Source organism: Micromonospora globbae (genome assembly GCF_003610785.1).
Taxonomy (GTDB): Bacteria; Actinomycetota; Actinomycetes; order Mycobacteriales; family Micromonosporaceae; genus Micromonospora; species Micromonospora globbae.
This window is the reverse complement of record NZ_RAQQ01000023.1, coordinates 36,209-46,980: the sequence shown is the minus strand read 5'-3', so window position 1 is coordinate 46,980 and position 10,772 is coordinate 36,209. Positions and strand designations below refer to the sequence as shown.

At 74.5% G+C, this 10,772-nt stretch carries 12 protein-coding genes; 6 read left to right on the top strand and 6 right to left on the bottom strand.

The annotated features are described in order from the left end of the window. The gene (gene argH, locus D7I43_RS26075) at positions 1-1,464 is read left to right on the top strand and encodes an argininosuccinate lyase (RefSeq protein ID WP_120331217.1); all 1,464 of its coding nucleotides are present in this window, start codon (positions 1-3) and stop codon (positions 1,462-1,464) included. Between the two features lie 99 nt (positions 1,465-1,563). Here the strand turns inward: argH and D7I43_RS26070 are convergent, their stop codons facing one another. Then, positions 1,564-1,917: an MmcQ/YjbR family DNA-binding protein gene (locus tag D7I43_RS26070; RefSeq protein ID WP_120331216.1), complete on the bottom strand. Its 354-nt coding sequence runs from the start codon at positions 1,915-1,917 to the stop codon at positions 1,564-1,566. Positions 1,918-2,038: 121 nt separating this feature from the next. Continuing rightward, positions 2,039-2,449: a DNA-binding protein gene (locus D7I43_RS26065; RefSeq protein ID WP_120331215.1), complete on the bottom strand. Its 411-nt coding sequence runs from the start codon at positions 2,447-2,449 to the stop codon at positions 2,039-2,041. A 101-nt stretch (positions 2,450-2,550) separates the two neighbouring features. Between D7I43_RS26065 and D7I43_RS26060 the strand changes: the two genes are divergently transcribed. From D7I43_RS26060 to D7I43_RS26050, 3 genes are all read left to right on the top strand, one after another. Then, a complete protein-coding gene (locus D7I43_RS26060) occupies positions 2,551-3,192 on the top strand; it encodes a DNA-3-methyladenine glycosylase (protein ID WP_120331214.1) in 642 nt (213 codons plus the stop codon). 173 nt (positions 3,193-3,365) lie between these two features. Further along, positions 3,366-4,505: an LLM class flavin-dependent oxidoreductase gene (locus D7I43_RS26055; protein ID WP_120331213.1), complete on the top strand. Its 1,140-nt coding sequence runs from the start codon at positions 3,366-3,368 to the stop codon at positions 4,503-4,505. Then, on the top strand, positions 4,502-5,125 hold the full coding sequence (locus tag D7I43_RS26050) for an FMN reductase (RefSeq protein ID WP_120331212.1): 624 nt from the start codon (positions 4,502-4,504) through the stop codon (positions 5,123-5,125). The genes D7I43_RS26055 and D7I43_RS26050 overlap by 4 nt, the downstream gene beginning before the upstream one ends. Before the next feature lie 28 nt (positions 5,126-5,153). Here D7I43_RS26050 and D7I43_RS26045 read toward each other — a convergent pair whose 3' ends face one another. From D7I43_RS26045 to D7I43_RS26035, 3 genes are all read right to left on the bottom strand, one after another. Continuing rightward, complete coding sequence (locus tag D7I43_RS26045) at positions 5,154-6,050, bottom strand: universal stress protein (RefSeq protein ID WP_120331211.1); 897 nt, start codon at positions 6,048-6,050, stop codon at positions 5,154-5,156. Positions 6,051-6,182: 132 nt separating this feature from the next. Next, on the bottom strand, positions 6,183-7,067 hold the full coding sequence (locus D7I43_RS26040; protein WP_120331210.1) for a universal stress protein: 885 nt from the start codon (positions 7,065-7,067) through the stop codon (positions 6,183-6,185). Between the two features lie 106 nt (positions 7,068-7,173). Continuing rightward, positions 7,174-7,458, bottom strand: coding sequence for a hypothetical protein (locus tag D7I43_RS26035; RefSeq protein ID WP_120331209.1), 285 nt, complete (start codon positions 7,456-7,458; stop codon positions 7,174-7,176). 145 nt (positions 7,459-7,603) lie between these two features. On the opposite strand from D7I43_RS26035, the gene D7I43_RS26030 reads away from it, so the two are divergent. Next, a complete protein-coding gene (locus D7I43_RS26030) occupies positions 7,604-8,083 on the top strand; it encodes a GNAT family N-acetyltransferase (protein WP_120331208.1) in 480 nt (159 codons plus the stop codon). Positions 8,084-8,101: 18 nt separating this feature from the next. Here D7I43_RS26030 and D7I43_RS26025 read toward each other — a convergent pair whose 3' ends face one another. Beyond that, a complete protein-coding gene (locus tag D7I43_RS26025; RefSeq protein ID WP_240033167.1) occupies positions 8,102-8,641 on the bottom strand; it encodes a class I SAM-dependent methyltransferase in 540 nt (179 codons plus the stop codon). Between the two features lie 612 nt (positions 8,642-9,253). Between D7I43_RS26025 and D7I43_RS26020 the strand changes: the two genes are divergently transcribed. Beyond that, the gene (locus D7I43_RS26020) at positions 9,254-10,744 is read left to right on the top strand and encodes a sugar transferase (RefSeq protein ID WP_120331207.1); all 1,491 of its coding nucleotides are present in this window, start codon (positions 9,254-9,256) and stop codon (positions 10,742-10,744) included. Positions 10,745-10,772: the final 28 nt, after the last annotated feature.

The following is a 10,772-nucleotide window of genomic DNA, read 5'->3' as shown; positions in this document are numbered from 1 at the left end:
ATGGACGGGGTGGACGACAAGAGCCTGACCGAGAACAGCGCCGCCACCAACCGTACGAGCCTGTGGGGCGGCCGGTTCGCCGGCGGCCCCTCCGAGGCGCTGGCCCGGCTGTCGGTGAGCGTGCAGTTCGACTGGCGGCTGGCCCCGTACGACATCGCCGGCTCCCGGGCGCACGCCCGGGTCCTCGCCGGGGCCGGCCTGCTGGACCCGGAGGAGCTGGGCAGGATCCTCGCGGCGCTGGACGACCTGGAGGCGGCGTGCGCCTCCGGGCAGTTCCGCCCGACCGTCGACGACGAGGACGTGCACACCGCGCTGGAGCGCGGGCTGCTGGAGCGGCTCGGCAGCCTCGGCGGGAAGCTGCGGGCGGGCCGCTCCCGCAACGACCAGGTCGCCACGGACCTGCGGCTCTACCTGCGCGACCACGCCCGGGGTGTGGCGGCCCGGCTGGTCGAGCTGGCCGAGGCGCTGGTCGAGCAGGCGGAGCGGCACGTGGAGACCGCCGCGCCCGGCATGACGCACCTCCAGCACGCCCAGCCGGTCACCTTCGGGCACTGGCTGCTCGCCCACGTCCAGCCGCTGCTGCGCGACCTGGAGCGGCTGCGGGACTGGGACGAGCGGGCCGCCATCAGCCCGCTCGGCGCCGGCGCGCTCGCCGGCTCGGGCCTGCCGCTGGACCCGGTCGCGGTGTCGAAGGAGCTGGGTTTCCGCACGTCCTTCGCCAACTCGATGGACGCCGTGGCCGACCGGGACTTCGTGGCCGAGTTCCTCTTCGTCACCGCGATGATCGGGGTGCATCTGTCCCGCCTCGGCGAGGAGGTGGTGCTCTGGACGTCGCAGGAGTTCGGCTGGGTGGAGCTGGACGACGCGTTCGCCACCGGCTCGTCGATCATGCCGCAGAAGAAGAACGCGGACATCGCCGAGCTGGCCCGCGGCAAGTCGGGCCGTCTCGTCGGCGGCCTGATGAGCGTGCTCACCATGCTCAAGGGCCTGCCGATGACGTACGACCGGGACATGCAGGAGGACAAGGAGCCGGCCTTCGACGCGGTCGACACCCTCGAACTGCTGCTGCCGGCCCTCGCCGGGATGATCTCCACGATGACGGTGCGCGTCGACCGGCTGGTGGCCGCCGCGCCGGTGGGCTACTCGCTGGCCACCGAGGTCGCCGACTGGCTGGTGCGCAAGGGTGTGCCGTTCCGGGACGCGCACGAGATCACGGGGAAGCTCGTCGCGCTCTGCGTGGCCCGCGACTGCGCCCTCGACGAGGTCTCCGACGCCGACCTGGCCGCGGTGAGCGAGCACCTCGACCCGTCGGTGCGCGACGTGCTGTCGGTGCGTTCGGCGCTCGCCGCCCGGACGACGCCCGGCTCCACCGGGCCGGGCCCGGTCGCCGACCAGCTCGCCGCGGCCGCGGACAAGCTGACCGGCTGGCGGGAGTGGGCGGCCGAGCGGGTCGTGCCGCGCTGAGCGCGGTCACCGCGCGTACCTGACGTGTGGGCACCGCGCCCCGACCCCGGGGCGCGGTGCCGTCCGTCGGCGCCGCACGCGGTCAGGCGCCGCACGCGGTCAGGCCGTCGGTCGTTCCCGCTTCGGCAGCTTCGCGACGACCGCGTCGTACGACCCGTCGACCGCCTCGAAGAGTTCCTCGTCGTCGATCGCCCCGTCGAGCCGCAGCGTGTTCCACCCGGAGCGCCCGATGTAGGGCATCACGCGCGCGTCCTCCGGGTAGCGGTGCAGCCACTCGTCGGCCACCTCCCGGTCGGGGCCGCACTTGACGCCGACGGTCGGGGTGGGGCCGGGGGAGCCGAGGAAGGCGAAGATCCGGCTGCCCACCTTGACCACCTCGTCGCCCTCCCAGGGCTGGTCCAGCCAGGCGCCCGGCTTCGCCAGGCAGTACGCCAGCATCTCCTCGCGCTGCATCGTCCCTCCCGTCGCTCGGTCTCCCGGCCAGTGTGCCCGTACCCACCGACAGCCGGCGGTTCCGGCGCGGCCTGTCGCGGGGCGGCTGCCGTGGGAGCCGCCGCCCATCCCTGGGGCGTGGTCAGTCGGCGGTGCGGGCGGTGAGCCGGTCGTAGCGCTGCTGGGCGGCCTGCGCGCTGCCCAGGCCCAGCCCGAACGCGATGGCCTGCCAGGTGAGCCCCCGGTCCCGGGCGAGGGTGAGCAGTCCCGCCTCGAGCGCGTCGAGTTCGGCGCGGACGTGCGGCACGAGGGTCAGCGCGGCGGTGAGGTCGGCCTCGTCCACCGGCTCCTCCCCGTCGTCCAGTTCCGCTCCGCCCGCCGCGAGGGCGGTGACGAGGGCGACGGCCTCCCACGGGTCAACGACGTACGGGTGCGCGTAGCGGCGCCGGCGGGCGTCGGTGCCGGCGTGCCGCTCGCTGATGCGCTGGAGTGCGGCGTGGGTGCGGTGGGCGCGGGTCCGTGCGGCGTCGGGCGTGGTGAACGGCTCGGTCATGCCCCCGATTCCACTCCTTCAACAACCCGTTGTCAACGTCTTATTGATATCCGCCCAGGGCGGGTCCGGATCGGGCGCGGCCGGCTGGGTACGGTCGGGGCATGGACCTGCTCCCCGGCGACGCCGCCGCCGATCCCGCCCTGGCGGCGCTCGCCGACCTGCTCGCCGGCCCGGTGGTGCCGGCGGCCCGCGGCCTGCTCGGCTGCCGGCTCTCCGCGGGCGGCGTGACGGTGCGGATCACCGAGGTCGAGGCGTACGCCGGCACGGCGGGCGACCCGGCGTCGCACGCGCACCGGGGGCGCACTCCGCGCAACAGCGTGATGTTCGGGCCGGCGGGGCACGCGTACGTGTACTTCACCTACGGCATGCACTGGTGCATGAACGTGGTCACCGGGCCGGACGGGGAGGCCTCGGCGGTCCTGCTGCGGGCCGGCGAGGTGGTCGACGGCCTCGACGTGGCCCGGGAGCGGCGCACCGCCGTACGCCGGGACGTCGATCTCGCGCGCGGACCCGCCCGGCTCTGCGCGGCGCTCGGCATCGACCGTACGGTCTACGGGCGGTACCTGCTGGGCGACGGGCCGGTCCGGCTGCGCCCCGCCGTGGAACCGGTGCCGCCGTCGGAGGTGTGCGCCGGCCCGCGGGTCGGTGTCACCGGGGCGCACGACGTGCCGTGGCGTTTCTGGATCGCCGGAGACCCGACCGTGAGCACCTACCGCCGGCACGTGCCGCGCGGGCGCCGGTGAGGGGCGCCCGCACCGGTGTCGCGGGGCCCGGGCGCGGGTACCCCGGTGCGGGCGGCGGACGTGACCCGCGCCACGGGCGCGCGCGGCACGCGCGGAATTCTTGACTCGTCAAATATGTTGTCGGGTGCGTCCGGGTCCGCCAGGGCCCCGACCGACAACCCGAGGAGCTCGTCATGCAGTTCGGAGTCTTCACCGTCGGCGACGTCACGGTCGACCCGACCACCGGTCGGGAGCCGACGGAGCACGAGCGGATCAAGGCGATGGTGACCATCGCCCTGAAGGCCGAGGAGGTCGGGCTCGACGTCTTCGCGACCGGCGAGCACCACAACCCGCCGTTCGTGCCCTCGTCGCCGACCACCATGCTCGGCTACATCGCGGCCCGTACGAAGCGGCTGCTGCTGTCCACGTCCACCACCCTCATCACCACCAACGACCCCGTGAAGATCGCCGAGGACTACGCGATGCTGCAGCACCTCGCCGACGGCCGGGTCGACCTGATGATGGGGCGGGGCAACACGGGCCCGGTCTACCCGTGGTTCGGCCAGGACATCCGCAACGGGATCCCGCTGGCCATCGAGAACTACGACCTGCTGCGCCGCCTGTGGCGGGAGGACGTGGTCGACTGGAAGGGACGCTTCCGCACCCCGTTGCAGTCGTTCACCTCGACCCCGCGCCCCCTCGACGGCGTGCCGCCGTTCGTGTGGCACGGCTCGATCCGCAGCCCCGAGATCGCCGAGCAGGCCGCCTACTACGGTGACGGCTTCTTCGCCAACCACATCTTCTGGCCCAAGGAGCACACCCAGCGGATGGTCGGGCTCTACCGCCAGCGGTTCGAGCACTACGGCCACGGCTCCGCCGACCAGGCCATCGTCGGCCTCGGCGGGCAGGTGTTCATGCGCAAGAACTCGCAGGACGCGGTCCGCGAGTTCCGGCCGTACTTCGACAACGCCCCCGTCTACGGGCACGGGCCGTCGCTGGAGGAGTTCACCCGGGAGACGCCGCTGACCGTGGGCAGCCCGCAGCAGGTCATCGACCGCACGCTGACGTTCCGCGAGTACGTGGGCGACTACCAGCGCCAGCTCTTCCTCATGGACCACGCCGGACTGCCGCTGAAGACCGTGCTGGAGCAGCTCGACCTGCTCGGCGAGGAGGTCGTCCCCGTGCTGCGCAAGGAGTTCGACGCGCTGCGTCCGGCGCACGTGCCGGAGGCGCCGACCCACGCCTCGCTGGTCGCCGCCGCGGGCGGCGCCAAGGACGGCACCGTCCACGCCGTCGACGACGTGACGGGCAAGGCGCCGGAGGCGGCCCGATGAGCCGACGCACCCTCGCGGTGGTCTCGGCCGGGCTCAGCCAGCCGTCGTCCACCCGCCTGCTCGCCGACCAGCTCGCCGCCGCGACCGGCGACGAGCTGGCCGGCCGGGGCGAGCAGGTCGACGTGCACCACATCGACCTGCGCGAACACGCCCACGACGTGGTGAACCACCTGCTCACCGGCTTCCCGTCCGAGTCGCTGCGCGCGATCCTCGACACGGTGACCGGCGCCGACGGGCTGATCGCGGTCACGCCGATCTTCAACGCGTCGTACAACGGGCTGTTCAAGTCGTTCTTCGACCTGATCGAGGCGGAGGCGCTCGTCGACCGTCCGGTGCTCATCGCCGCGACCGGCGGCACGGCCCGGCACTCGCTGGCCCTGGAGCACGCGCTGCGGCCGCTGTTCGCGTACCTGCACGCCGTGGTGGTGCCGACCGCGGTGTTCGCCGCGCCCGAGGACTGGTCCGGCGGGGCGGCCGAGGGGGCGTTGCGGGCACGGATCGAGCGGTCCGCGGCCGAACTCGCCGAGCAGGTGCACCGGCGGCCGCCGTCCACCGGGCCGGCCGACCCGTTCGCGCTGACCACGAACTTCGAGGACCTGCTCGGCCGCCGCGACACGTGACCGCCGGCCACCCGTACGACCGGCCCGCTCAGGGCGCCCGGTCGTACGGGTGGGCGACGAGCACCGGGCACCGGGCGTGCTGCACGAGCGCCTGGCTCACCGACCCCAGAAGCATGCCGGCGAACCCGCCCCGGCCGCGGGTGCCGACCACGACGAGCGTCGCCGCGCCGCTCGCCTCGACGAGCGCCTGCCCGGCCGAGGACGCCCGCAGCGTCCGGCCGGTGACGGTGAGACCGGGGTGGCTGCCGCGGACCGCGGCGAGCGCGGTGGCCAGCAGCGCGGGCGGCGCGTCGCCCGGTGCGGTCGCCGCGTCGTCCCCCTCGCCGGCGGTCGGCGAAGCCTGCTCGCCGGCGCGGTCGTCGTCCGTGTCCACGTGCGCGAGCACGAGCGCGACGCCCCGGCGGACCGCCTCGTCGGCGGCGTAGCCGACGGCCAGCTCGGCGGACTCCGAGCCGTCGACACCGACCAGCACCGGTCCGCCGGCCGGCACCGGCCCGTCCGGCGGGCGCACGACCAGCACCGGGCAGTGGGCGTGCGCAGCGACCTGCGTGCCGACGGAGCCGAGCAGCAGGCCGGCGAAGCCGCCCAAGCCGCGGCTGCCGACCACCACCAGCTCCGCGTGGTGCGACTCCTCGACGAGCGTCGCGCCCGGGCCGCCGGCCACCTGACGTACGTCGATCCGCAGCCCCGGCCAGCGGCCGCCCAGCTCCCGGGCGGTCTGCTCCAGCATCGTCTGCGCCGCCTCGGTCGGCGCCGGCACACCCAGGTCGTACGGGTTGAGCGGCACCCCGTACCCGAGCGGATGCAGGTAGCCGTGCACCAGGTGCAGGGGAGCCTCCCGCAGGGACGCCTCCCGGGCCGCCTCCTGCGCGGCCGCGAGGCTTCCCGGTGAGCCGTCCACCCCTGCCACGACGGGTCGGTTCATGCGGCCTCCCAACGGGTCGATCACGTCATTGTCGGCGGCGTACGCCCTCACCCGTGGGTCTTTCCCCGCGCGCCGCGCACCTGTCACCGGGCCGCGCCTCTTCCACCCGCCGGGTCGCCCCCCGGCCGCTGCTCACGAGCGTGCGCGCCGGACGATCGCCAGCGGGGAGTGCGCGTGGTGCAGGACGGCGTGGCTGACCGAGCCGAGCAGCAGCCCGCCCAGCGCCCCGCGACCGTGCGCGCCGACCACCACGAGCTGCGCGTCGCGGGACTCCTCCACCAGGGCCTGGGCGGGGGAGCCGTGGACGAGCGTGCGCCGTACGGGCACGTCCGGGTAGCGCTCGGCCCACCCGGCCACCGACTCGGCGAGCACCCGCTCCTCGTCCTCCGCGAGCGCCGCCACGTCCGCGGTCACCGGCAGCACGTCCCCGGGCAGCACCGCGACCGGGTCGAGCCAGGCGTGCACCGCGACGAGCGAGGTGCCCCGGTGGGCCGCCTCCTCGAACGCGAAGCCGACCGCCTCGGTGGACAGGTCGGAACCGTCCACACCCACCACGACCGGGCCGTCGGCGCGGGGTTCACCCCGTACGACCAGCACCGGGCACTGCGCGCGGGCGGAGACCTGCACGGTGACCGAACCGATCAGCAGCCCGGCGAGGCCGCCCAGCCCGCGGTGCCCGAGCACCACCAGCGCGGCGTCGCGGGACTCGGCCAGCAGCGCCGGGACGGCCGCCCCGTCGACGACGGTGGCAGCGACCGCCACCTCGGGGGACACCTTGCCGGCCTCGGCCACCGCCTCGGTGACGAACGTCTCGGCCTGCTCGCGGAGCCCGTCGATCGGCGGGGCGAACGGCGCGGCGCCCACCGTGGCACCGATGAACGGCCAGGTGAAGGCGTGGACGATCCGCAGCGGACGCCGGCGGTGGTCCGCCTCCCGCGCGGCCACGCGGACCGCGTCCAGGGCGGCGGCGGAGCCGTCCACACCCACCACGACGGGGGCGCCGGTGCTGATGGTCATGAGTTCCTCCTTCGGTCGCACCCCCAGGCTGCCCCGCGGGGCATGCGACGGTCAGAGGCTCCCGTCCCGAGTCCCGGGCCATTGGTCCCGGGTCGTCCGCCGGTGACTACCGTGGGGCGGCCGGCTGCCCGGCCGCCGCCTGCCGATCACGGACGACCAGCTCGCCCACCTCCAGGCGCCCGATCCGCAGCTCGCGCACCACCGCCCGGCGCACCATCAGCCGTCCCACGCACAGCACCCCCACCGCGACGGCGCCGCCGGCCAGCGCCGACACCGCGAGCGCCCCGACGGCGCTGGCGCCGGCCGCCCGGGCGCAAACGGCCAGCGCCCCCGTGGCCCGGGCGCCGCTCGCCGTCCTGTCCTGATCCCGTCTGTTCCGTACGCGTCGCATACGCCCATCGTCTCGCTGGCCGCCGGCCGGTGGCGCCGGATCGGCGCCGCGCCCGCCCCCGGTCGACGGCCCGGCGGCCGGCGGCGGACCGGACGGCACCCCGTGCCTCGTCCCGGCTGTCGGTCGTCGGGCCTATCCTCGTCGGGTGACCGCCAACCTGCGCCTTCGGGCCGTGCGCGACGACGACCTGCCGGAGTTCTACCGCCACCAGCTGGACCCGGAGGCGATCCGCATGGCCGCCTTCACGGCGGACGATCCGGCCGACCGGGGGGCCTTCGCCGACCACTGGCACCGGGTCCGCAGCGACCCCGGCATCGTCTCGCGGACGGTCACCGTCGACGGGGAGGTGGTCGGCCACGTCCTGGCCTTCCCGGTGGGCGAGCGCACCGAGGTGAGCTACTGGATCGACCGGGGGCACTGGGGCCGGGGGTACGCCACCCTGGCGCTCGACGCCCTGCTGCGGGAGCTGCCGCAGCGTCCCGTGCACGCGCGGGCCGCGAAGGACAACCTCGGCTCCCTCGCGGTGCTGCGCAAGTGCGGGTTCGTCATCCGGGGTGAGGACCGCGGGTACGCGGCGGGCCGGGGGCGCGAGATCGAGGAGTACGTCCTGGAGCTGCCCGCCTGACCGGCCGGCGGCGATTCCTCAGCCGGCCACCGCGATCAGTGACTTCGGCAGCCCGGCCAGCCGCTCGGTCCTGATCCGGGACCGGGGGAACAGGTGCCGCATCTGGGTGTAGTCCAGCAGTTCCGTCCACAGCACCTCCGCCACGGCGTCCTCGCGGCTGGCGGCGACGGTGTGCTGCAACGGCCACCGGCGGGCCAGCGCGACCCGTGCCCGCAGTGGCAGGAACTGCATGCCCGGCGCCAGCCAGTGCGGCTCGACGGGGAAGTAGCGGTACGGGGTCTGGACCCAGTGCCGGTCGGCGAGGGCGTGCACCGACTCGGCGAAGCGCAGCCGGCGTTCGTAGCCCCCGACGTGCTCCACCACGGAGTTCGAGAAGACGAGGTCGTAGCGGCGGGCCGCGATGTGGGCGGGCAGGCGGCACGCGTCCCCGTGGTCGACCTCGGCCCAGTCCGGGACGTCGGAGGTCGGACCCTCCAGGTTGACCACGTGCACGTGCGCGGGACGGACCAGGGCCCTGGTCCAGGTCTCCACGCGGCCCCCGAGGTCGATGACGGACATCTCGGCGAGGTCGGGGAACGTCTCCGACAGCCAGGCGGCCCGCGCGCGGCGGCGTCGGGCGCCCCAGGACCGTTCACTGTCGACGAGGCGGTTGCGCAGCGCACCGGAGAGCCGGCGCGAGCTTCCGGTCGGCACGTCGTCGGTGCCGGCGGGGGCCGCCGCCGGGTCGCGGAGATCGACGCCGGTGGCCTCGTCCGAATGCCGGGGGCGTGAGGGGATTCCCATGGCGGGAGGCTACCGGCGGCCCGGGGTGCTCCGGTGACCGGCGATCAAGCGTTTCTGGCGTCCGAACGTCCGCGCGGGCCGGCTCGAACGGCCGTCGCCGGCACCTGTACGGGCCACCGCCCGACGCGGTTCGGGTGCCGGTCGGGCACCGCCCGGCTCGCGCGGTGTCGTCAATAGGACTCGGGATCAAAAATGCCGGAAGTGACGCTGGCAAAACGCGACCGGCCCCCGCATTCTGGTGCTCGATCGGTTTTCCCGCACGCCTCCGGCGCCATTGTCTCCGGAGGCGTAAGTCTGCCCCGGCGTCGCAGTTCCCGTGCCCGCGGGCAGGCCGTTCGGCAGATGGCTGGTCGACCTTCACGTGGAGGCGGCGTGCATTCGGTGGAAATGGCGCAGGTAATCGACGGTCCGGTCGCCCGCAACGATTGGGCCGCGCCCCCGGGAGCAGCCGCCGGGCCGGCGCGCCACTCCTGGAAGGCCCGGTACGTCGCCGCTCTCTGCCTGGTGGACCTCCTGGTGGGGTTGGCGTCGGCCGGCGTGGCCCTGGGGCTCCGATTCGGCCCGGCCACCACCGAGCCGTCCCACCGGTCCCATATCTGGCTCACCCTCACACTGCCGTTCGCCTGGTTGGTGGCGCTGGCCCTCAACCGTGCGTACGAAACACGGCACCTCTTCGTCGGAAACGACGAGTACGTCCGGGTGTTCCGTTCGGGTCTGGCGCTTACCGCGACGCTGGCGGTTGTTTCCCTCGCGTTCGATTTCCGGGTGGCCCGGGGATACGTGATTATCGCGATGCCGTTGGTCACCGTGGCCGGTGTCGCCCTGCGGTACGCGCTGCGCCAGCGCCTGCACCGTTCCTGGGCCCGCGGCGAACGGCTGCACCGGGTGCTCCTGGTCGGGCACGGCTCCGCGGTCGCCGAGCTGGCCCGCCGGTTGCGTCGTGAGCGGTTCCACGGGCTGGGCGTGGTCGGCGCGTGCCTGCCGTACGCGGAGTCGGACGGCCGGCCCGACCCCGGTCCGCTGCCGCCGGTCCTCGGCACGTTCTCCGACGTCGCGGCGGCGGTGGGCCGCGCCGGCGCGGACACCGTGGTCGTGCTCTCCTGCCCGGAGATGGCCGGTGCCGCCCTGCGGCGGCTGGCCTGGCAACTGGAACGCGACGACGTCGACCTCATCGTCGCCAGCACCCTCGTCGACGTGGCCGGCGACCGCACCACGATCCGCCCCGTGGATGGGCTGCCGATGCTGCACGTCGAGCACCCCCGCCTCAAGGGCGGCCGGCGGGTCGTGAAGGAGATCGTCGACCGCGTGTCGGCGCTGCTGCTGCTGGTGGTCGCGGCACCTGTCCTGCTGCTCCTGGCCCTGCTCATCCGTACGGCGCCGGGAGCGGGCGGCCCGGCGATCTTCCGGCAGGAGCGGGTGGGCCGCAACGGCCGCCTGTTCGTCATCTACAAGTTCCGCACGATGCACGTGGACGCCGAGCAGCGCTTGGCCGAGCTGTTCGACCGCAACGAGAGCGACGGCGAACTGTTCAAGATCCGCGACGATCCGCGGGTGACCCCGATGGGGCGCTGGCTGCGCCGGTTCTCGCTGGACGAGCTGCCGCAGCTCATCAACGTGGTGAAGGGCGACATGTCGCTGGTCGGGCCCCGACCGCCACTGCCCCGGGAGGTCGCGAACTACCCGCCGGACATGCGCCGGCGGCTGGTGGTCAAGCCGGGGCTGACCGGCCTGTGGCAGGTGTCCGGCCGGTCGGACCTGTCCTGGGAGGAGTCGATCCGCCTGGACCTGTCGTATGTCGAGAACTGGTCGTTCACCATGGACCTGGTCATCCTCGTCCGTACGCTGAGCGCCGTCATCCGTAGCTCGGGAGCGTACTGACGCCGCCGCCCCCGCACGTGCCGGCCGT

What these genes read in the sequence shown, in the direction of transcription:
- argH (WP_120331217.1), top strand. Translation starts at nt 1, where the DNA reads ATGGACGGGGTGGACGACAAGAGCCTGACCGAGAACAGCGCCGCCACC.
- D7I43_RS26070 (WP_120331216.1), bottom strand. Translation starts at nt 1,917, where the DNA reads ATGCAGCGCGAGGAGATGCTGGCGTACTGCCTGGCGAAGCCGGGCGCC.
- D7I43_RS26065 (WP_120331215.1), bottom strand. Translation starts at nt 2,449, where the DNA reads ATGACCGAGCCGTTCACCACGCCCGACGCCGCACGGACCCGCGCCCAC.
- D7I43_RS26060 (WP_120331214.1), top strand. Translation starts at nt 2,551, where the DNA reads ATGGACCTGCTCCCCGGCGACGCCGCCGCCGATCCCGCCCTGGCGGCG.
- D7I43_RS26055 (WP_120331213.1), top strand. Translation starts at nt 3,366, where the DNA reads ATGCAGTTCGGAGTCTTCACCGTCGGCGACGTCACGGTCGACCCGACC.
- D7I43_RS26050 (WP_120331212.1), top strand. Translation starts at nt 4,502, where the DNA reads ATGAGCCGACGCACCCTCGCGGTGGTCTCGGCCGGGCTCAGCCAGCCG.
- D7I43_RS26045 (WP_120331211.1), bottom strand. Translation starts at nt 6,050, where the DNA reads ATGAACCGACCCGTCGTGGCAGGGGTGGACGGCTCACCGGGAAGCCTC.
- D7I43_RS26040 (WP_120331210.1), bottom strand. Translation starts at nt 7,067, where the DNA reads ATGACCATCAGCACCGGCGCCCCCGTCGTGGTGGGTGTGGACGGCTCC.
- D7I43_RS26035 (WP_120331209.1), bottom strand. Translation starts at nt 7,458, where the DNA reads ATGCGACGCGTACGGAACAGACGGGATCAGGACAGGACGGCGAGCGGC.
- D7I43_RS26025 (WP_240033167.1), bottom strand. Translation starts at nt 8,641, where the DNA reads ATGTCCGTCATCGACCTCGGGGGCCGCGTGGAGACCTGGACCAGGGCC.
- D7I43_RS26020 (WP_120331207.1), top strand. Translation starts at nt 9,254, where the DNA reads ATGGCGCAGGTAATCGACGGTCCGGTCGCCCGCAACGATTGGGCCGCG.